The organism is Vibrio sp. 9-16B-A1, assembly GCF_056726165.1.
In genome coordinates, this window is sequence record NZ_JBSDZD010000009.1 from 194,390 (window position 1) to 214,575 (window position 20,186).

Annotated in this window: 17 protein-coding genes; 10 read left to right on the forward strand and 7 right to left on the reverse strand. The window is 53.3% G+C overall.

Annotation, left to right across the window (positions count from 1 at the left end):
- Positions 1–132 precede the first annotated feature (132 nt).
- The 4 genes from ACVB80_RS15725 to epd form a co-directional block, all read right to left on the reverse strand.
- The gene (locus ACVB80_RS15725; RefSeq protein WP_481082229.1) at positions 133–1,764 is read right to left on the reverse strand and encodes an LTA synthase family protein; all 1,632 of its coding nucleotides are present in this window, start codon (positions 1,762–1,764) and stop codon (positions 133–135) included.
- Positions 1,765–1,964: 200 nt separating this feature from the next.
- Positions 1,965–3,041 (reverse strand): class II fructose-bisphosphate aldolase, encoded by a 1,077-nt coding sequence (fbaA, locus tag ACVB80_RS15730; protein WP_481082230.1) that lies wholly within the window; start codon positions 3,039–3,041, stop codon positions 1,965–1,967.
- A gap of 134 nt (positions 3,042–3,175) precedes the next feature.
- Positions 3,176–4,339, reverse strand: a complete 1,164-nt coding sequence (locus ACVB80_RS15735) for a phosphoglycerate kinase (RefSeq protein ID WP_481082231.1) — start codon at positions 4,337–4,339, stop codon at positions 3,176–3,178.
- A gap of 154 nt (positions 4,340–4,493) precedes the next feature.
- On the reverse strand, positions 4,494–5,522 hold the full coding sequence (epd, locus tag ACVB80_RS15740; protein ID WP_481082232.1) for an erythrose-4-phosphate dehydrogenase: 1,029 nt from the start codon (positions 5,520–5,522) through the stop codon (positions 4,494–4,496).
- Between the two features lie 168 nt (positions 5,523–5,690).
- Between epd and ACVB80_RS15745 the strand changes: the two genes are divergently transcribed.
- Genes ACVB80_RS15745 through ACVB80_RS15755 form a run of 3 tightly spaced genes read left to right on the forward strand, consistent with a single transcriptional unit; the run spans position 5,691 to position 9,924 of the window.
- Positions 5,691–7,484 (forward strand): hypothetical protein, encoded by a 1,794-nt coding sequence (locus tag ACVB80_RS15745; RefSeq protein ID WP_481082233.1) that lies wholly within the window; start codon positions 5,691–5,693, stop codon positions 7,482–7,484.
- The gene (locus ACVB80_RS15750; protein ID WP_481082234.1) at positions 7,481–8,449 is read left to right on the forward strand and encodes a glycosyltransferase family 2 protein; all 969 of its coding nucleotides are present in this window, start codon (positions 7,481–7,483) and stop codon (positions 8,447–8,449) included. Before ACVB80_RS15745 ends, ACVB80_RS15750 begins: the two co-directional genes overlap by 4 nt.
- Positions 8,443–9,924, forward strand: a complete 1,482-nt coding sequence (locus tag ACVB80_RS15755; protein ID WP_481082235.1) for a hypothetical protein — start codon at positions 8,443–8,445, stop codon at positions 9,922–9,924. Before ACVB80_RS15750 ends, ACVB80_RS15755 begins: the two co-directional genes overlap by 7 nt.
- Positions 9,925–10,062: 138 nt before the next feature.
- On the opposite strand, the gene tkt is transcribed toward ACVB80_RS15755, so the two are convergent.
- Positions 10,063–12,057 (reverse strand): transketolase, encoded by a 1,995-nt coding sequence (gene tkt / locus ACVB80_RS15760; RefSeq protein WP_481082236.1) that lies wholly within the window; start codon positions 12,055–12,057, stop codon positions 10,063–10,065.
- A 330-nt stretch (positions 12,058–12,387) separates the two neighbouring features.
- Between tkt and metK the strand changes: the two genes are divergently transcribed.
- The 7 genes from metK (at position 12,388) to ruvX (ending at position 17,819) form a co-directional block, all read left to right on the forward strand.
- On the forward strand, positions 12,388–13,542 hold the full coding sequence (gene metK / locus ACVB80_RS15765) for a methionine adenosyltransferase (protein WP_481082237.1): 1,155 nt from the start codon (positions 12,388–12,390) through the stop codon (positions 13,540–13,542).
- Between the two features lie 87 nt (positions 13,543–13,629).
- Positions 13,630–14,118 (forward strand): SprT family zinc-dependent metalloprotease, encoded by a 489-nt coding sequence (locus tag ACVB80_RS15770; RefSeq protein ID WP_481082274.1) that lies wholly within the window; start codon positions 13,630–13,632, stop codon positions 14,116–14,118.
- 79 nt (positions 14,119–14,197) lie between these two features.
- Positions 14,198–14,896: an endonuclease gene (locus ACVB80_RS15775; protein WP_481082238.1), complete on the forward strand. Its 699-nt coding sequence runs from the start codon at positions 14,198–14,200 to the stop codon at positions 14,894–14,896.
- Positions 14,897–14,972: 76 nt separating this feature from the next.
- On the forward strand, positions 14,973–15,704 hold the full coding sequence (rsmE, locus tag ACVB80_RS15780; protein ID WP_481082239.1) for a 16S rRNA (uracil(1498)-N(3))-methyltransferase: 732 nt from the start codon (positions 14,973–14,975) through the stop codon (positions 15,702–15,704).
- Between the two features lie 12 nt (positions 15,705–15,716).
- Positions 15,717–16,667 (forward strand): glutathione synthase, encoded by a 951-nt coding sequence (gene gshB, locus ACVB80_RS15785; protein ID WP_481082240.1) that lies wholly within the window; start codon positions 15,717–15,719, stop codon positions 16,665–16,667.
- A 22-nt stretch (positions 16,668–16,689) separates the two neighbouring features.
- On the forward strand, positions 16,690–17,253 hold the full coding sequence (locus ACVB80_RS15790) for a YqgE/AlgH family protein (RefSeq protein ID WP_481082241.1): 564 nt from the start codon (positions 16,690–16,692) through the stop codon (positions 17,251–17,253).
- Between the two features lie 140 nt (positions 17,254–17,393).
- Positions 17,394–17,819: a Holliday junction resolvase RuvX gene (gene ruvX, locus ACVB80_RS15795; RefSeq protein WP_481082242.1), complete on the forward strand. Its 426-nt coding sequence runs from the start codon at positions 17,394–17,396 to the stop codon at positions 17,817–17,819.
- Positions 17,820–18,027: 208 nt separating this feature from the next.
- Here ruvX and ACVB80_RS15800 read toward each other — a convergent pair whose 3' ends face one another.
- Both ACVB80_RS15800 and ACVB80_RS15805 read right to left on the reverse strand, forming a co-directional pair.
- Positions 18,028–19,134, reverse strand: a complete 1,107-nt coding sequence (locus ACVB80_RS15800; RefSeq protein ID WP_481082243.1) for a PilT/PilU family type 4a pilus ATPase — start codon at positions 19,132–19,134, stop codon at positions 18,028–18,030.
- A 9-nt stretch (positions 19,135–19,143) separates the two neighbouring features.
- A complete protein-coding gene (locus ACVB80_RS15805) occupies positions 19,144–20,181 on the reverse strand; it encodes a type IV pilus twitching motility protein PilT (RefSeq protein ID WP_481082244.1) in 1,038 nt (345 codons plus the stop codon).
- Positions 20,182–20,186: the final 5 nt, after the last annotated feature.

Consider the following 20,186-nt stretch of genomic DNA (forward strand, 5'->3'; position numbering starts at 1 on the left):
ACCCTCTGTTTTTTAAGTTATGTCATTATGCAGGCGACAATACCAAAAATTACACCACTGCGCTGCAGAAAAAACCAGCCACAACAATAGTTCAGTGCATTTTTATAAGCAGACACTATATTGCCTCTCAAATTAATCAGCCTGTATCAAACGTAAGAAATTGACCACATCGGTGGCCAGCGGATCATCAGGCCCTTTTGTTACCCGGGTCTGGTCCCCATCCAGCCTCACCTGGTAATTTTGTCCGTTACAACGCACATTCACCAGTGAACGGTCATCGCCCCTGCTGTGAACCACACACTGAGATGCCCGGGCCGAGTCCGTCGGGAACAGGTTTCCGGAAAGCTCATCCACACACTGCTCCCCCTCTATCAAACCTGCGATCGAATGGAGGATATCGGACTGCTGTAACGGCAGGTCTGTCACCCTCTGTCTGCCTTTCCAGATCATAAAAGCAGGAATACGCGCAACAGCCCACTCCCCTGCACGCCGGCGCTCTGCAGGGCTCACTGCCGTCATAGCCCGGTGATCGCTGAATACAATCACCAGATCATCCGGGGTGGTAACCTCGCGGATAAAGCGGGCAATCTCCCTGTCGGTATAGCGAAACACCGCTTCCTCAGAGAGCACCGCCCCCCCTTTACCCGGTACATAAAACGGAGGATGGGTCGTAACGTTTTCCACCACCATCAGCCTCGGCCGGGGAGCCTCCCTGACCATCTGAGCTGCGTGCTCAAACAACACCCTGTCATCAACAGAATTAAACAGATAACGGGGATGCTCTCCGGAAAAGGAATCTGCACCAATGAGTTCAGAGAATCCCATCGCCCTGAGCCATTCACCTTTCCCCAAAAAGCCCAGGTCACCAGAAGTAACAAATACAGAGTGATAACCAAGCGCTTCCAGCCTAGCGACCTCGCTGACCGGCGCCCGGAGTCCGGACAATCTGACTCCCCCATCCAGTTGCATCTCCTGCTGGTAGAGAACCGGGGGCAACCCGGTCACCAGAGCATACAGTCCCATCTCCGTGGTAAAACCATTGGCATAAAACTGACTGAGGCGTATGTTTTGCCTGGCCAGCGCATCCAGCTCCGGGGTCCAGTCATTATCGCCACCACCAAACAGCGCACTGTGATAATCAGACCAGGATTCCACCATCAGAATGTACACCGAATCAGGTCTGTCAGGCGTCTGAGGACGGCACTGCTGCTGAGGCTGGAAATCAAACCGCTGAACAAACGCCGGGCTGTAAGGATGACGATGGGTATCAGCCAGATTAACGGCCACAAAATTGCGGTAAAACACCACCTTCACCGTCTCATTACCGGTATAGGCAGCGCCCAGCAGAATGCTGACCACCAGCATGGCACCAGCAACCCTGACACTTGTCTTCGAAGCCTGGCGGGAACGCAGAAAAGCGAGCAAAAACAGTACGCCCACCACCATCAAACCCATCAGCCACACAGGCTGACCGGAAAAAACAGTACCCAGTTCAGCCGCAAAGCGGGGAATATCCGTGAAATAGAGTCTGGACTGAAGGGTGAAGATCAACGCCATGTCAGTCAGAAAGAGCGCAAACATCAGAAAACTGACCAGCCGCATTACTGCCCGCAACGGTGCTGAGCGCACCATACCGGAAATCAGCAGCAGAAAGGTACACAGCAGGATATATGGCAGGTCGGCGACAAATACAGAAAGGTAGCTCAGGCTGTCATCATGACGAAACGACTGGCCAATCAGCCAGACTTTGGTCAGAAAACACATCACAACAACCAGGGCGATAATCATAAATGGCAGAAAGGCTCTCAAAACTAAGCAGGTATATCCAGCTTAGTCACAGCCTGAAAGGGATACCAAACTCATACAAAAACTTTGTGGAATGAGCACGATAAAAAAAGCCCCGGATAAAATCCGGGGCTTTGGAAACTCTATTCAGTGCTCATCAGATGAGCAAAGAATCAGTCTTACAGTACGTCGATCGCGTTCAGGTCAGCGAATGCTTTTTCCAGACGAGCAACCATAGAAGCCTGGCCAGCACGCAGCCATACGCGTGGGTCGTAGTACTTCTTGTTAGGTGCATCTTCACCAGTTGGGTTACCGATCTGGCCCTGCAGGTAGTCGTGGTTTTCAGCTTCGAACTGACGGATACCATCCCATGTAGCCCACTGAGTATCAGTATCGATGTTCATTTTGATAACACCGTAAGAGATAGACTCCTGGATTTCAGCTTCAGTAGAACCAGAACCACCGTGGAATACGAAGTTCAGAGCGTTAGAAGCGATACCGAATTTCTCTGCACAGTGTGCCTGAGAGTCACGCAGGATAGTTGGAGTCAGTACAACGTTACCTGGCTTGTAAACGCCGTGTACGTTACCGAAAGATGCTGCGATAGTGAAACGGTGGCTGATTGCGATCAGTTTCTCGTAAGAGTATGCAACGTCTTCTGGAGAAGTGTACAGCTCAGACTGATCCATATCAGTGTTGTCTACGCCGTCTTCTTCACCACCAGTACAACCCAGTTCGAATTCCAGAGTCATGTTCATCTTAGCCATGCGCTCAAGGTACTTGGCACAGATTTCGATGTTTTCTTCCAGAGACTCTTCAGACAGGTCGATCATGTGAGAAGAGAACAGAGGCTTACCAGTTTGAGCGAAGAACTCTTCACCCGCGTCCAGCAGACCGTCGATCCATGGCAGCAGTTTCTTAGCTGCGTGGTCAGTGTGCAGGATCACAGGAACGCCGTAAGACTCAGCGATAGCGTGAACGTATTTAGCACCAGCAACAGCACCTTTGATTTGTGCTTCCTGACCTTCCAGTTTCAGACCTTTACCAGCGAAGAAAGCAGCACCGCCGTTAGAGAACTGAACAACAACCGGAGCTTTAACTTTAGCAGCAGCTTCCAGTACAGCGTTGATAGAGTCAGTGTTAACAACGTTAACTGCTGGCAGAGCGAACTTGTGCTCTTTAGCTACTTCAAATACTTTCTGTACGTCGTCACCAGAGATAACACCTGGTTTTACGAAATCGAAGATCTTAGACATGGAATTAGTCCTATTTTCTGTCGTATTAAATAAAATTTTGCAATCGTTTGCTTACAACACGGCGCATTCTATCAGCAAACCGCGTGCCTCAGCAAACAAGAAAGCGGGAACTCCTGTCCCGCTTTGTAAACTCATTACGCTTTAGCGCGCTCTTCCAGCATAGCAACTGCAGGAAGTACTTTACCTTCAACAAACTCAAGGAAAGCACCGCCGCCGGTAGAGATGTAAGATACGTCTGCCTTGATACCGAACTTGTCGATAGCTGCCAGAGTGTCACCACCACCTGCAACAGAGAAACCTTCAGAAGAAGCGATCGCTTCAGAGATGCCTTTGGTACCTGCTTCGAAGTTCTTGAACTCGAATACGCCTACAGGGCCGTTCCACAGGATGGTTTTCGCATCTTTCAGGATTTTCGCCAGAGCTTCAGTAGACTCAGGACCCAGGTCGAAGATCATGTCGTCATCCTGAACTTCAGAAACGTGCTTGATTTCAGCTTCTGCGTTCTCGTCGAATGCTTTCGCACATGCAACGTCAGTTGCTACAGGGATTGCACACTCTTCCATCAGTTTCTTGGCAGTGTCAACCAGGTCTGCTTCGTACAGAGACTTACCAACGTTGTGGCCATCTGCTGCGATAAAGGTGTTTGCGATACCGCCACCCACTACCAGCTGGTCAGCAACTTTAGACAGAGACTCAAGAACAGTCAGTTTGGTAGAAACTTTAGAACCACCAACGATAGCAACCATTGGACGAGCAGGCTTGTCCATTGCTTTACCCAGAGCGTCAAGCTCGTTAGCCAGCAGAGGACCAGCACAAGCAACAGGAGCGTGCATGCCAACTCCGTGAGTAGAAGCCTGTGCACGGTGCGCAGTACCGAACGCATCCATTACGAATACGTCACACAGAGCAGCGTATTTCTTAGACAGTTCTTCTTCGTTTTTCTTCTCGCCTTTGTTGAAGCGAACGTTTTCAAGAACAACCAGCTCACCTGCGTTCAGCTCAAGGCCTTCCAGGTACTCTTTTGCCAGCTTAACTTCACAGTCCAGCGCGTCGTTCAGGTAGTTAACAACAGGCTGTAGAGAGAACTCTTCTGCGTATTCACCTTCAGTTGGACGACCCAGGTGTGATGTAACCATCACTTTCGCACCAGCTTCCAGACAGTGCTTGATAGTCGGCAGAGACGCCAGAATACGTGCATCTGAAGTTACTTTACCGTCTTTTACCGGTACGTTTAGATCGGCACGGATAAATACGCGTTTACCTGCCAGTTCCAGGTCAGTCATCTTGATTACAGACATGGTTTGTCCTCTCAATGTTAAAATACAAAGTTTTTTCGAAGGCCCGGCTTCATGCCAGGCCTGTAGATTCTTTCAACTAATGCTTTAACTTGGGGCTGTTACGATTTAATTCAAGTGAAGAAATAAATCTTTCCAAGTTCCTTCTTAGCTCTTGTTAGTCAAGTGAGTGCATTACCAGCGCCGTATCCAGCATGCGGTTGGCAAAACCCCACTCGTTATCACACCATACTAACAATTTTACCAGTTTGCCGTTGCTGACCCGGGTCTGAGTCCCGTCAACAATCGCACTATGTTGATCATGGTTAAAATCGATGGAAACAAGAGGCGCTTCAGTATAGTCAACAATGTTGTGTAATGTACACCTAGAAGCCTCAATTATGGTTTGATTTACGTCATTAACTTTCACGTTTGTAGCCAGAGTTACACTCAAATCCATCGCAGTCACGTTTACAGTAGGAACACGCACTGAAATCGCTTCAAACTTGTCAGAAAATTTCGGAAAGATTCGGCCAATACCAAGGTGCAGTTTGGTATCTACCGGGATGATCGACTGGCTGGCAGCGCGGGTACGGCGCAGATCCGGGTGATAAGCATCGATCACCTGCTGGTCGTTCATCGAAGAGTGGATAGTCGTGATGGTGCCGGACTCAATATTGAATGCATCATCTAACGTCTTGATTATTGGCACAATACAGTTAGTGGTGCAGGATCCGTTGGAGACCACTTTGTGCTCTGCGGTCAGGGTCTGATGGTTAACACCGTAGATGATGGTGTTGTCGAGATCCGCCGCGCCCGGATGAGAAAAGATCACTTTTTTCGCCCCGGCCCGGATATGTTTCTGTCCGTCTTCCTGGCAGCCGTATACCCCGGTGCAGTCGAGCACGATATCTACCCCGAGATCCGCCCAGGGCAGCAGTTCAATTTCAGCAAGATGTAAAATCCGCACCGCATCCTGCTCACCGTTTGGGTGGTGGATGTAGAGATGCTCCTGATCGTGTGAGACGCGCTTGAAGAAGCGTCCGTGCGATGAGTCATATTGCAGCAGGTGAGCCATGCCTTCCGGAGAGGCCAGGTCATTTACAGCAACCACCTGAATGTCATTACTTTTTCCGCTTTCATAGACAGCCCGCAACACGTTGCGGCCAATACGTCCGAAGCCGTTTATCGCTATTTTCAGGGTCATAGTTATTCTGATTTCATTAGATTAGACCGCCCGAGTTTACCCGATGGTGGCTTTTTTATCATTAGTGATACAAATGTTTGTGCATATCAGGCTTTTGCCCGGCATTTTTGTTCCCGAATAACGTTCCCGGTCTATGCTTAACATACAGCCACAGGGATATGGAATCGTATGCAAAGCCAGCTTCAGCCACTGCATGTCACCAGAAAATCGCACCAGGACTGGCCCTGGCTGGTAGGCTGTGTGTGGCTGGTACTGGCCACCCTGATGACCCAGTATGGCTGGGAAGACCTGGCGGCACTCAATTTCAGTGATAATGACGACTATATGCGGCTGCTTCAGTTCACTTCGTGGCTGGAAAACGGCAACTGGTACCTGGAGCCCATTCCCCGCTTTAATCCCGAAGACGGGCAGATTATTCACTGGTCCAGACTGGCAGATATCCCCCTGGCCGCCACCTGGGCGGTTCTGAACTGGATCCTCCCCGCCTCACTGGCGATGACCCTGACCCTGCTGCTTGTTCCGCTGCTCTACCTGCTGGCGACCATGCTGGCAGCCGGGCTGTTTGCCCAGCGCCTGACCGGCAGCACCCTGGCTGCCAAAGTCACCGCGCTGTTTGTTCCCCTTTCTCCGCTGCTGTCTCCGTTTCTGCCCGGCTCCATCGATCACCATAACCTGCAGCTGGTGCTGCTTTCTGCCTGCATTGCCATTACCCCGCTGACCACAGAAGAGTGTGACGATAAGTGGCGGGCAAAAGCAGTGGCCCTGATGATGGCGCTTTCCGCCTGGGTGGGACTGGAAAACATGCCCGCTTTTATTGCCGGGCTGATCATTCTGAGCTGGACCGGATTTCGTCATGATCACGCCTGGCTGAACTGGCTGAACCGTATGAGCTGGCGGCTGTGCGTCCTGCTGGCGCTGTTTATGCTGCTCGACCGGCCGGTGAATGAGTTTATGCAACCTTTTCATGACAAAATAGGCCTGCCACTGCTGGTGATGAGCCTGTGCGCAGCGCTGTTTTTCTTTACCCTGAAAAAGCTTTCCCCGCGCTTTGACAGCAGCGTGACGGCAGGCTTTATTATGCCTGCCATTATCTGTTTTCTCCCGTTTGCAGCGCTGTTCCCCACTTTCCTGCTCGGTCCTTACCATGAGTTCCCGGCCATGCTGCATACCTACTGGCTCGACTACGTGACCGAGGCCATGTCATCGCTCGATTACTGGCGACTGCTTGGCTTTATGAACAGCTACAACTATCTGGTACTCTGGGCTGCCGTCGCGCTGCTGCCACTGTTTTTGCCACTGACCCCGCTGCTGCGCTCAATATGGCTGATCACCACCGCCGGATTTGCCATTCCGTTTTTCTGGCAGGTCCGCACCATCTCCATCGTGTTGCTGATCGCCCTGCCCCTGCTGACCATTGCCTGCATCACCCTGCTGTCACGCCTGACCCGCACCCCAACCGGATTCTGGATCTGCATCCTTGCGCTCAGTCCACTGTGTATCCTTTCGCTCCAGGCCCGGCTGGGCGGCCAGCAACAACAGCGACAGGCCGCAGCAGAGATCTCCCCTGTCCAGCGCCTGGAGCCGGTACTGAACAAGGGGCTGAGCCGGAAAAACATCCTCGCGCCGCTCAGTTACGGCGCGCCAATGCTGGCCCTGACGGATAACGCCGTGTCCGCTGCGCCCTATCACAGAAATGTACGCGGCAACCAAATGGTCATCAGCCTGCTGCAGCAAACTGATATGCAAAGCGCGCAGGAACAGGTGTCTCAGCAGGGATTCGACTATGTACTGCTCGGGCCGGATATCGCCACCCGGGTGATTGCTGACCATGCGGCGCCGGATGCACTGGTTAAACGCCTGCTGGCAAGGCAGCCACCGGCCTGGCTTAAACCCGCCGGAGAATCGCAATACGGCGTATTGCTGTATGCCGTGATCAAAGATGAAAAGGGGGAGACACCATGAACCAGTTACGCATCGCCGTGCTCCTGCCCTGCTATAACGAACAGGGAGCGATAGGAAAGACGGTCGCTGATTTCTCCCGGGCCCTGCCCGGTGCCTGTGTGTATGTGTATGACAATAACTCTGTTGATGGCTCGGTCCGGGAGGCAGAAGAAGCCGGCGCCATAGTGCGGCATGAACCCAGACAGGGCAAAGGCGAAGTAGTCAGGCGCATGTTTGCCGATATCGAAGCCGATGTGTATGTACTCGCCGACGCCGATGATACCTACGAGGCAGAAGCCGCGCCGGAGATGATCCGTACCCTGGTTGATGAACGGCTCGATATGATCACCGGCACCCGCTCAACAGAAGCCTGCGCCTATCCGTCCGGACATGTTCTGGGTAACCGGGCATTCAGCCAGCTGATCAGCACCTTTTTCGGGGCCGAGCTCAAAGATGTCTTTTCCGGCTACCGGGTAATGAGCCGCCGTTTTGTCAAAAGCCTGCCGGTACTGAGCCACGGCTTCGAGATAGAAACGGAGCTGAGCGTCTTCGCCCTGATGCACCGCCTGCCGGCCAGAGAGATCGCTACCATGTACCGCGCCCGCCCGGAAGGCACGGTAAGCAAACTGCACACCTTTAAAGACGGGTTTAAGATCCTCAATTTTATTCTGTTCCTGCTGCGTGACGTCAAACCGCTGCAGTTCTTCTCAACCCTTTCTGCGCTGCTGGCAATCCTCTCCCTGGGTCTTGGGATCCCGGTGATCCTGGAGTTCTGGGAAACAGGCCTGGTGGCCCGCTTTCCTACTGCCATTCTCTCCAGTGCCACAGGGGTGCTCTCCGGGCTGTGTCTGTTCAGCGGCTTTATTCTGGATAATGTTTCAAGGGCCAGGCTGGAGACAAAAATGCTGGCCTATCTGGCGCAGCCCGCACTGCAGGGTTCTGATGATGTTCCCGGAAAGCGGGGCTGGGATAAGCCGGAATGCTGAGCGTAAAGCCCGGCTCTGGTGAGGGTTTCAGGTTCTGGTATCTGCTGTTCTCTGTCCTGGTTATTATGCCGGTCTGGAGCTTTGAAAACCTGGCCATGGTCGATGCGCCGCAGCACCTGTCACAGCTTGCTGACATTAAGTCGCTGCTTTATGGCAGCCATTTCATCTCTTCTGAGGTGTATCTCAACCTCTTTACCCCTTACCTGACAACAAACCTGCTCCTGACACTGCTCACTCTGCTCAGCTCTCCGGCGGTGGCCTTAAAGGCTGCAACGTCATTTTATCTGTTAGTCCTGCCCTGGTGCTGCCTGAGGTTACTGCGGCTGTATAAAAAACCTGAGCTTTTGTGTCTGCTCTGTTTCCCGCTGTTGTATAACCTGCCATTCAACTGGGGATTTATTCCATTTATGGTGACCGCCGCCCTGGGCTGCCTGTGGCTGGTCTCTCTGCTGGAGCGGGACATTTCGCATTTCAGTCTCCCTCATATCGCCATCTCTTATGCCCTCGCATTTGGTCATGCCATGGCCTGGGGACTTAACATCGCCTATATACTCACCTGGCTGATATTTAACAGAAAAATCTCCCGCCATAATGCCGGCTCCCTCTTTCTGCTCCTCAGCCCGGCGGTCTGGCTGCTTTGCTGGTCTTTCTACGTCTCCGGCAACGAAGCTTCCGCTAACCTGGTTGACCTTATCTATCAGTCACTATTTGAAAAAACAGCAATACTGATAACCGGCCACCTGATGGGTAATGACCTCCTGTTTGGCGGTATCAGGCTCCTGCTGTATGGCTATCTGTCGGTAAGACTGCTTGGTATAACCCGATCATTCACTCCGCCCCACCAGCTGATCATAGCTACCCTTGCCCTTTTCTATCTGCTGCCATCGCTGCTGTTTTCGACCTCTTTTTTTTCTGACCGCCTGGCGATACTGCTGCCGGTCTTTCTTCCCCTGTTATTCGACAGCATAAAAAAGAAGACGGCCTATACGCTGCTTGCCACTCTTTGTCTTCTTCTTGCCGTCACTTCCCGGCTAAATCAGCAGTGGATACTGGAGAGAGAAAGGCAGGACTTTGAGTCTGTCACTCACAACATACCGGCCAATACGCATGTGTTTTATATCTCTGACCCGGATGACTTTGGTTACTACAAATTCGGGCTGATGCTGGTCCCTTATTACCTTCATTACGGCCACTGGCTGAGAGCGGAAAAAGAAGTCCTTATCGATTTCAGTTTTGCTTATTACTTCAACCAGCCTGTACGCCATCTCAAAAAGCGAAATATAAACAGCCGCACCAACAAACAGTATCTGGCCATGGACTGGAGTCTCATCAGCTACCACGACTTTATTCTGGTCAGGGACTGCTCTTTAGCGGATCCGGAAGTTATCGCTGCAGCAACCGGCTACCTGTTCACCGGACAACAAAACTGCTGGGCGCTGTTCAGGCACAACTCTGTGGATGAAAGGGAGCTGTAAATCAGGTTCTGAAAGTTCAGGGAGAAAGAAGAAAAGAATTTATAACGGAAAGGGGAAACCTTCCGGCAGGGAAATTAAGCTTTAAAACAACACCAGGGAGCAAATGCTCCCCGGTGTTACAGCATAATCAATGCAGCTTTATGCCAGCAGTTCTTTCGCTGTGTTTACCACGTTTTCAGTGGTGAAGCCGAACATTTTGAACAGCTCACCCGCCGGTGCAGACTCACCGAAGGTGGTCATACCGATGATGCGGCCGCCAAAGCCCACGTACTTGTACCAGTAGTCAGCGATGCCCGCTTCAACTGCGATACGTGCAGTTACGTCTGATGGCAGTACCGCTTCACGGTATGCTGCATCCTGCTTGTCGAATGCATCGGTAGATGGCATAGAAACTACACGTACTTTCTTACCTTCTGCTGTCAGCTGGGCTGCTGCTTCAACCGCCAGTTCAACTTCAGAACCGGTCGCGATGATGATCAGCTCTGGTTTGCCTTCGCTGTCTTTCAGGATGTATGCACCCTTAGCGATGTCAGCAACCTGCTGTGCATCACGCTCCTGCTGCGCCAGGTTCTGACGTGAGAAGATCAGTGAAGTCGGGCCGTCTTTACGCTCGATAGCCAGCTTCCACGCAACCGCAGATTCAACCTGGTCACACGGACGCCAGGTGCTCATGTTTGGTGTTACACGCAGGGAAGCGATCTGCTCAACCGGCTGGTGAGTCGGACCATCTTCACCCAGACCGATAGAATCGTGAGTGTAAACCTGGATGTTCTGCACTTTCATCAGCGCAGCCATACGCATTGCGTTACGCGCGTATTCCATGAACATCAGGAAGGTTGCACCGTAAGGTACGAAACCACCGTGCAGTGCGATACCGTTGATGATCGCAGTCATACCGAACTCACGTACACCGTAGTGAACGTAGTTACCAGACGCATCTTCAGCAGTCAGAGACTTAGAGCCAGACCACATGGTCAGGTTAGAAGGTGCCAGGTCAGCAGAGCCGCCCATGAACTCTGGCAGCATCTTACCGAATGCTTCCAGTGCGTTCTGAGACGCTTTACGTGATGCGATGTTCGCAGGATTTGCCTGCAGATCAGCGATGATCCTGCCAGCTTCTTCTTCCCACTGTGCAGGCAGGTCGCCGTTCATACGACGCTTAAATTCTGCCGCCAGCTCAGGGTAAGCCGCTTCGTACGCTGCCAGCTTCTCGTTCCACGCGCTTTCGCCCGCTGCACCCGCTTCTTTCGCATCCCACTCAGAGTAAACGTCAGCAGGGATTTCAAAAGGAGCGTGCTCCCAGCCCAGGAACTCACGCGCTGCTTTGATTTCATCAGCGCCCAGAGGAGCACCGTGACAGTCGTGTGAACCCGCTTTGTTTGGTGAACCGAAACCGATGATGGTTTTGGTACAAATCAGGGTAGGACGAGGGTCAGCTTTAGCCGCTTCGATAGCCGCATTGATCGCTTCCGCGTCGTGGCCGTCAACAGCAGGGATTACGTGCCAGCCGTAAGATTCGAAACGCTTAGGCGTATCGTCAGAGAACCAGCCTTCAACTTCACCGTCGATAGAGATGCCGTTGTCATCCCAGAACGCGATCAGTTTGCCAAGACCCAGGGTACCTGCCAGAGAACACGCCTCGTGAGAGATACCTTCCATCAGACAACCGTCACCCATGAACACGTAGGTGAAGTGGTCAACGATGTCGTGGCCTTCTTTGTTGAACTGAGCAGCCAGAGATTTTTCAGCCAGTGCCATACCAACCGCGTTGGTGATGCCCTGACCCAGAGGACCTGTGGTGGTTTCAACGCCAGGCGCGTAACCGTATTCAGGATGGCCAGGCGTTTTCGAATGCAGCTGACGGAAGTTCTTCAGATCGTCGATAGACAGATCGTAGCCAGTCAGGTGAAGCAGAGAGTAAATCAGCATAGAGCCGTGGCCGTTAGAAAGTACGAAACGGTCGCGGTCTGCCCACTCTGGGTTCTGTGGGTTGTGCTTCAGGTGGCTGCGCCAAAGAACTTCAGCGATGTCAGCCATGCCCATTGGGGCACCTGGGTGACCAGAGTTTGCTTGTTGAACACCATCCATGCTTAGAGCGCGGATCGCGTTTGCCAGATATTTACGAGAAGACATGTCTGCTCCTGAGTGCATAAGCGATTAGTAAGATTTCAATTGGGGCCGGATTCCGGCGGCGCGTATTGTCTCAAAGCCCCCCGCCCTCTGCAAACGTTTTACTGGCCATTTTGCCGGACTTTAAAGCGTTTTTTTCATAAATCCCCTACTCTGTTTGGCTTTTTACGCAATCGTTTGGTTTTGTGACTTAATAAATTTGCGCTTGTAATTCACGCAGTGTGAACTAGAATAGACGTCTAGATGTAGAAACACCTACAAAACACATTCCATAAGCCGGTGAGCATTTATGAGTCTCGGTGGCTTTAATCACATAAACTATTCGGAGCTCTTATGGCTAAGCACCTGTTTACTTCTGAATCGGTATCAGAAGGTCATCCAGATAAAATCGCAGATCAGATCTCAGACGCAGTACTGGACGCAATTCTGGAGCAGGACCCTAAAGCACGCGTTGCATGTGAAACTTACGTGAAAACCGGCATGGTCATGGTTGGTGGTGAGATCACCACTTCTGCATGGGTTGATATTGAAGAGCTGACCCGTGAAACCGTTCGCGAAATCGGCTACGTACACTCAGACATGGGCTTTGATGCCAACTCATGTGCTGTTCTGAACACCATCGGTAAGCAGTCTCCGGACATCAACCAGGGCGTTGATAAAGCGGACCCTAAAGAGCAGGGCGCAGGTGACCAGGGCATCATGTTCGGTTACGCAACCAACGAAACCGACGTGCTGATGCCGGCACCGATCACTTACTCTCACCTGCTGATGGAGCGTCAGGCAAAAGTACGCAAGAACGGCACCCTGCCGTGGCTGCGCCCGGATGCGAAATCTCAGGTAACTTTCCAGTACGACCAGGGCAAGATCGTTGGTATCGACGCGGTTGTTCTGTCTACCCAGCACTGTGACAGCATCTCTACTCCGGATCTGCGTGAAGCGGTAATGGAAGAGATCATCAAGCCGGTTCTGCCTTCAGAGTGGCTGAGCAAAGAGACCAAGTACTTCATCAACCCAACCGGCCGTTTTGTAATCGGTGGTCCTATGGGTGACTGTGGCCTGACCGGCCGTAAGATCATCGTAGACACCTACGGCGGTGCAGCGCGTCACGGTGGTGGTGCGTTCTCTGGTAAAGATCCATCAAAAGTTGACCGCTCTGCAGCTTATGCAGCGCGTTACGTGGCTAAAAACATCGTGGCTGCCGGTATGGCTGACCGCTGTGAGATCCAGCTGTCTTACGCTATCGGTGTTGCTGATCCTACTTCTATCATGGTGGAAACTTTCGGTACTGAGAAAGTGTCTCACGACATCATCATCGAAGCGGTACGTCAGTTCTTCGACCTGCGCCCATACGGCCTGCAGGAAATGCTGAACCTGCTGCAGCCTATCTACAAGAAGACCGCTGCATACGGTCACTTCGGCCGCGAAGAGTTCCCTTGGGAAGCGACCGACAAAGCAGAAGCACTGCGCGACTTCGCTAACCTGAAGTAAGCTCCAGGCTGAAAATCTGGCATACTGAGCCCTGACCTGCCGGTCAGGGCTTTTTTTTATCTGAGGAATACCGTGCCGTCACCCGAAATCACCCCGCAGCTTATCAGCGACTGTCAGCGCATTATCGAAGAGTGCGTGGACAAAGCCTCCCGCTACTTCAATACCCGCTTTCCCCTGCCGGAGCTGAGCTTTAAGCTGCGCGGCCGCGCGGCCGGTAAGGCATATCTCCAGGCCTGGCAAATCAAGCTGAATCCGGTACTGCTGAGCGAAAACCGCCAGACATTTCTCAGTGAAGTGATCCCCCATGAAGTCGCTCATCTTATTGTTTACCAGCTGTTTGGGCGGGTACGCCCGCATGGCAAAGAGTGGCAGAGCGTGATGCTGCAGGTTCTTGGGGTAACACCAAACACTACCCACAGCCTGGATGTCAGCTCAGTACAGGGCAAACAGTTTGCTTATCGCTGTGGCTGCCAGAAGCACCTGCTCAGTGTCCGCCGCCACAATAAAATTGTCCGCGGTCAGGCCCGTTACCATTGCCGTGACTGCCAGCAGCAGCTCTGCGCCGAGCCAGCCTGAGTTATCCGTCCTCCACTGAACTTGGCAGCCCCTGGCCCCGGCGTTACACTGAGCTTTTGACAATAACCTCATCAGTCTCATGCGAATCTCAGTCTGCGCCGCTTTGCTGGCGGCGTTTATCAGCCAGAGCGCACTTGCCGCTCACCCCACCTCATTCAGTCAGGCCAAAAAAATAGCCCGACAGATCTACGATGATCACCCGGTCAGCTTCTACTGCGGCTGTGATATCCAGTGGCAGGGAAAGAAAGGCATTCCCGATCTTAACGGGTGCGGCTATCAGGTACGCAAACAGCAAAAACGTGCGTCACGGATCGAGTGGGAACACGTGGTGCCCGCCTGGCAGTTTGGCCACCAGCTTCAGTGCTGGCAGGAAGGCGGACGAAAAAACTGCAGCAGAAATGACAAAGCCTTCCGCCGTATGGAAGCCGACCTGCACAACCTGACTCCGGCGATCGGCGAAGTCAACGGTGACCGCTCTAACTACAACTTCAGCCAGTGGAATGGCCTGGACGGCGTCAGCTACGGCCAGTGTGAGATGCAGGTAAACTTTAAACAACGCAAAGTCATGCCGCCAGACCGCGCCCGTGGCTCTATCGCCCGCACTTACCTGTATATGAGCAAAGAGTACGGCTTTAAGCTCTCCAAATCCCAGCAACAGATGATGCTGGCGTGGAATAAGCAGTATCCTGCGGATAAATGGGAGTGTGAGCGGGAGAAAAGAATTTATAAGCTGCAGGGCAACCGAAATCCTTTTGTGTCACAGCAGTGCGCGAATTAGAATTTCACTATCCGGGCCTTGTTTTTTTAATCAAAGGCATCAATCTAACCATTATCAGTATTTAGCGGACAAACCTATGAGAGTGCCACGTATTTACCACCCCGAGCCAATCAGCCAGCTGGGGCAACTGAACCTGAGCGATGATGCCGCCGGACATATCGGCCGGGTACTGCGCATGCAGCCGGGTCAGGAAGTAGTGCTGTTTGACGGTAGTGACCACGAGTACCCGGCGCAGATCAGCGAAGTCAGCAAAAAGCACGTCAGCGTTGAAGTGACCGAAAAACGTCACCGCAGCATTGAGTCCCCGCTGGATCTTCATCTGGGTCAGGTGATCTCCCGCGGCGACAAAATGGAATTTACCATTCAAAAGTCCGTAGAACTGGGCGTCAACACTATCACTCCCCTGCTGTCTGAACGCTGTGGCGTTAAGCTCGATACTAAGCGCTTCGAAAAGAAACTGGCTCAATGGCAGAAAATCGCCATCGCTGCCTGTGAGCAGTGTGGCCGTAACGTGGTCCCGGAGATCCGCCCGATCATGCAACTGGAAGAGTGGTGTGCCGAGCAGAGCGATGCGCTTAAGCTCAACCTGCATCCCCGCGCCAAATATTCGATCAACACCCTGCCGGGCCCGATCGAAAAAGTGCGTCTGCTTATTGGCCCGGAAGGCGGGCTGTCCGCTGAAGAAATAGCCATGACCGAGCAGTATCAGTTCGAAGAAACCCTGCTTGGCCCGCGTGTACTGCGCACGGAGACCGCAGCCCTGACTGCGATCACCGCACTTCAGGTCCGTTTTGGTGACCTGGGATAACCGGAGAAAGTAATGATTAAAATCGGCATAGTGATGGACCCGATTTCGTCCATCAACATAAAAAAAGATTCAAGCTTTGCCATGATGCTCGAAGCCCAGCGCCGCGGCTGGGAACTGCACTACATCGAAATGCAGGACCTGCACCTGGATCAGGGTATTGCCTTTGCTGATACCAAAGTGGTCACCGTACAGGAAGACCCGAACGGCTGGTATCAGTTCCACTCTGAGCAGACCATTCGCCTGTCTGAGCTCGATGCAGTACTGATGCGTAAAGATCCACCATTCGATACAGAATACATCTACGCGACTTACATTCTTGAGCGCGCTGAAGATGAAGGCTGCCTGATCGTCAACAAGCCTCAGAGCCTGCGTGACTGCAACGAAAAACTGTTTACCGCCTGGTTCCCGGACCTGACCCCGACGACCATCGTGACCCGCAAAGCAGAGAACATCAAAGCGTTTCGCGAGAAGCATGGCGATGTGATCCTCAAACCTCTTGACGGTATGGGTGGCGCATCGATCTTCCGCGTTAAGGCCGGCGATCCTAACGTGTCCGTTATCATCGAAACCCTGACCAACCACGGCCAGACTTATGCCATGGCACAGACTTTTGTACCGGACATCAGCAATGGTGACAAACGTATCCTGGTGGTCGATGGTGAGCCTATGCCTTACTGCCTGGCCCGTATCCCGGCCAAAGGCGAGACCCGCGGCAACCTGGCCGCCGGTGGCAGCGGTGAAGTGCGCCCGCTGAGTGAGACCGACCGTAAGATCGCAGAAGCGGTCGCGCCGGTACTGAAAGAAAAAGGACTGATTTTTGTCGGACTGGACGTGATTGGTGATAAGCTGACAGAAATCAATGTCACCAGCCCGACCTGCATCCGTGAAATTGAAGCGGCGCATGACATCTCCATCACAGGCAAACTGATGGATGCCATCGCAGCCAGGACTGGCAAAGCGTAATACCGAACCGAGCGGAGTAAGTATGAATCTGACCAATCACTTTCTGATCGCCATGCCAGGTATGAGAGATCCTTTCTTTCATCAGTCGGTGATCTACCTGTGCGAGCACAATGACGAAGGTGCCATGGGACTGATCATCAATGCTCCGATCGATATTTCGGTGGAGAACATGCTTAAGCAGGTGGACATAGAGTCCGTCCAGCCAAGAGTGAACCATACCAGCCTCGCCCAGCCGGTACTGAGCGGCGGCCCGGTCGCAGAAGACCGTGGTTTTGTGCTGCACAAGCCCAAAGACCGCTACCAGTCCAGCATTCAGATGACCCCGGAGCTGGCCATGACCACCTCCCGGGATATTCTGACCGTACTTGGCACCGAAGCCGAGCCACAGCAGTTTCTGGTAGCGCTGGGTTACTCCGGCTGGGAAGCCGGGCAACTGGAAAGCGAGCTGGCCGAAAACTCCTGGCTGACCATAGAAGCGGATCCGGAGATCATCTTCAACACCCCTGCCGGTGAACGCTGGCGCAGCGCCATCGCCAAACTGGGGATCGATGCGGATCAGCTCTCGGCAGATGCGGGGCATGGGTAGTTAACGGTGCTGGGTGCCAGGTACTAGGTACTAGGTACTAGGTATCATATTACAGGACCCAGGACCCAGGACCCAGGACCCAGGACCATTCCTCCACCCCACAACTCAAAATCAACCACTTTTCTCAGGTTAAATCGACTATGTCCTCAAGAACCATCATGGCCTTTGACTTTGGCACCAAGAGTATTGGCAGTGCCATCGGTCAGGAAATTACCGGCACAGCGAGACCGCTGAAAGCATTTAAAGCGCAGGACGGAACGCCGAACTGGGATCTGATTGAAGCGCAGATCAAAGAGTGGCAGCCGGATCTGCTGGTGGTAGGCCTGCCGACCGACCTGCACGGCAAAGCGCTGGAAACCATCACCCCAAGAGCGAAAAAGTTCGCCAACCGCCTCCACGGCCGCTTCGGCCTGCCGGTAGAACTGCACGACGAACGCCTCTCCACCGCCGAAGCACGCTCAGAGCTGTTTGAAATGGGTGGCTACAAAGCCCTGACCAAAGGCAATGTGGATTGTCAGTCTGCGGTAGTGATACTGGAGAGCTGGTTTGAGGCGCAGTGGGGGTAAAGGCGCTGGGTGCTGGGTGCTGGGTGCTGGGTGCTGGGTGCTGGGTGCTGGGTGCTGGGTGCTGGGTGCTGGGTGCTGCAAGATGTTTTCACCTCTCTTCGCTCCCATCAAGAACAAATCTCAGGTTTACCGCTAAACCTGCCGCACGCTCCCCCAGAGCCCAGGACCCAGCGCCCAGGGCCATGGATTAAAAACGCCACAGGCGTTTTTAATCCATATCAATCTGAACCCCATCCAGCTTACCCCGGCCATAACTGCCGCCCTGCTGGGATTTCAGCATCAGGCGCAGGTCGTTGGCTGAGTCAGCCGAATGCAGGGCGTCCTGCTCGGTGATCTTGTCATCACAAACCAGCTGGTACAGGCTCTGATCGAACGTGATCATGCCGGCCTGAGTGGATTTGGCCATGGTGGTTTTCAGCTCATGCAGATCGCCGCGGCGGATCAGATCCGCCACCCGTGGGGTGTTCAGCAGGATCTCAAAGGCGGCATGACGGCCATCACCGTTTTTATCCCGGATCAGCTGCTGGGCAACCACACCACGCAGGTTCATCGAGAGATCAAACAGAAACTGCTCTTTCTGCTCTTTGGGTACCAGGTGCAGGATCCGCTCTATCGCCTGGTTGGCGTTATTGGCGTGCAGGGTTGCCATACACAGGTGACCGGTTTCAGCAAAAGTCATGGCGTACTGCATGGTTTCACGGGACCGGATCTCACCGATCAGGATCATATCCGGCGCCTGACGCAGTGAGTTCTTGAGCGCCACTTCATAGCTTTCGGTATCCAGCCCCACTTCACGCTGGGTGACGATGCATTTGTTATGCTCGTGGACAAACTCTATCGGGTCTTCTACCGTCAGAATATGACCACTGCGCTGCTGATTGCGGTAACCGGTCATCGCCGCCAGGGTAGTGGATTTACCCGAGCCGGTGGCACCGACCACCAGCACCAGGCCGCGCTTGGCAATCGACAGATCCTGCAGCACATCCGGCAGATTCAAATCAGCAAAGGTGGGGATCTCAGTTTCAATCCGGCGGATCACCGCCCCAGGCAGTTCACGCTGAAAGAAAGCGCTGACCCGGAAACGGCCGCTGTCTCGCACGATGGCAAAGTTGGCTTCTTTATCACGGCGAAACTCACCACGACGCACTTCATCCATGGCACTGTCGAGCAGTGTGTGCACCTGGTGCTCTGTAAGCTCTTCACCGACCGGAACCAGTTCGCCGTGTACCCTGAGCAGGCAGGGCGCGCCCACGGTGATATAAATATCCGATGCTTTTCGCTCCACCATCTGGCGAAGGATCTCATTCAGCTCCATAACCGCTCCTTAGTAACCCGGCTGCTCAATTTCCAGTTTGCTGGCCACTTCCTGCGGATCCACCAGCCCCTGAGAGATCAGCTGGCGTACGTTCTGCTCTGTGGTCTGCATTCCCATCGCAGCACCGGTCTGAATAACCGAGAACATCTGCGCCACCTTGTCTTCACGGATCAGGTTACGGATCGCCGGGGTGGCTATCATGATCTCGTGGCAGGCTACCCGGCCACCGCCGATACGCTTAAGCAATTTCTGCGAAATCACCGCACGCAGCGACTCAGACAGCATGGAACGCACCATGGATTTCTCATTACCCGGGAACACGTCGATGATACGGTCAATGGTCTTGGCCGCGCTGCTGGTATGCAGGGTGCCAAACACCAGGTGACCGGTTTCTGCCGCGGTCAGGGCCAAACGAATGGTCTCCTGGTCACGCAGCTCTCCCACCAGGATCACGTCCGGGTCTTCACGCAGGGCTGAGCGCAGCGCAGCGTTAAAGCTGTGGGTATCGCGGTGTACTTCACGCTGGTTGATCAGCGACTTATTGGTCTGATGAACAAACTCGATCGGGTCTTCAATGGTAAGGATGTGCTTGTTGTGATTGCGGTTTACGTGATCCACCATCGCTGCCAGGGTGGTCGATTTACCCGAACCGGTCGGGCCGGTCACCAGCACCAGGCCTTTTTCGTAATTGGAGATCTGGGTGAAGATATCCGGCGCAGAGATCTGATCAAGAGTCGGCACCTCGGTCGGAATGGTCCGGAACACCGCAGAGCATCCGCGGGACTGGTTGAAGGCATTAACACGAAAACGGCCCACGCCTGGCAGCTCAAAAGAGAAGTCCACTTCCAGCTTTTCTTCAAACTCTGCCCGCTGGGCGTCATTCATAATATCGAACACCAGCTGGTGGACTTCACCGTGCTGCAGTGGCGGTACGCCGAGCTTGCGCACATCACCGTCCACCCGGACCATCGGAGGCACTCCTGCAGAAAGATGTAGATCTGACGCATTATGCTTTACACTAAACTCCAGTAACTCTGCGATATCCATTAAAA

Bases quoted from the DNA above. Each gene is read 5' to 3' on its own strand.
- ACVB80_RS15725 (WP_481082229.1), bottom strand. From the start codon at position 1,764: ATGTGTTTTCTGACCAAAGTCTGGCTGATTGGCCAGTCGTTTCGTCAT.
- fbaA (WP_481082230.1), bottom strand. From the start codon at position 3,041: ATGTCTAAGATCTTCGATTTCGTAAAACCAGGTGTTATCTCTGGTGAC.
- ACVB80_RS15735 (WP_481082231.1), bottom strand. From the start codon at position 4,339: ATGTCTGTAATCAAGATGACTGACCTGGAACTGGCAGGTAAACGCGTA.
- epd (WP_481082232.1), bottom strand. From the start codon at position 5,522: ATGACCCTGAAAATAGCGATAAACGGCTTCGGACGTATTGGCCGCAAC.
- ACVB80_RS15745 (WP_481082233.1), top strand. From the start codon at position 5,691: ATGCAAAGCCAGCTTCAGCCACTGCATGTCACCAGAAAATCGCACCAG.
- ACVB80_RS15750 (WP_481082234.1), top strand. From the start codon at position 7,481: ATGAACCAGTTACGCATCGCCGTGCTCCTGCCCTGCTATAACGAACAG.
- ACVB80_RS15755 (WP_481082235.1), top strand. From the start codon at position 8,443: ATGCTGAGCGTAAAGCCCGGCTCTGGTGAGGGTTTCAGGTTCTGGTAT.
- tkt (WP_481082236.1), bottom strand. From the start codon at position 12,057: ATGTCTTCTCGTAAATATCTGGCAAACGCGATCCGCGCTCTAAGCATG.
- metK (WP_481082237.1), top strand. From the start codon at position 12,388: ATGGCTAAGCACCTGTTTACTTCTGAATCGGTATCAGAAGGTCATCCA.
- ACVB80_RS15775 (WP_481082238.1), top strand. From the start codon at position 14,198: ATGCGAATCTCAGTCTGCGCCGCTTTGCTGGCGGCGTTTATCAGCCAG.
- rsmE (WP_481082239.1), top strand. From the start codon at position 14,973: ATGAGAGTGCCACGTATTTACCACCCCGAGCCAATCAGCCAGCTGGGG.
- gshB (WP_481082240.1), top strand. From the start codon at position 15,717: ATGATTAAAATCGGCATAGTGATGGACCCGATTTCGTCCATCAACATA.
- ACVB80_RS15790 (WP_481082241.1), top strand. From the start codon at position 16,690: ATGAATCTGACCAATCACTTTCTGATCGCCATGCCAGGTATGAGAGAT.
- ruvX (WP_481082242.1), top strand. From the start codon at position 17,394: ATGTCCTCAAGAACCATCATGGCCTTTGACTTTGGCACCAAGAGTATT.
- ACVB80_RS15800 (WP_481082243.1), bottom strand. From the start codon at position 19,134: ATGGAGCTGAATGAGATCCTTCGCCAGATGGTGGAGCGAAAAGCATCG.
- ACVB80_RS15805 (WP_481082244.1), bottom strand. From the start codon at position 20,181: ATGGATATCGCAGAGTTACTGGAGTTTAGTGTAAAGCATAATGCGTCA.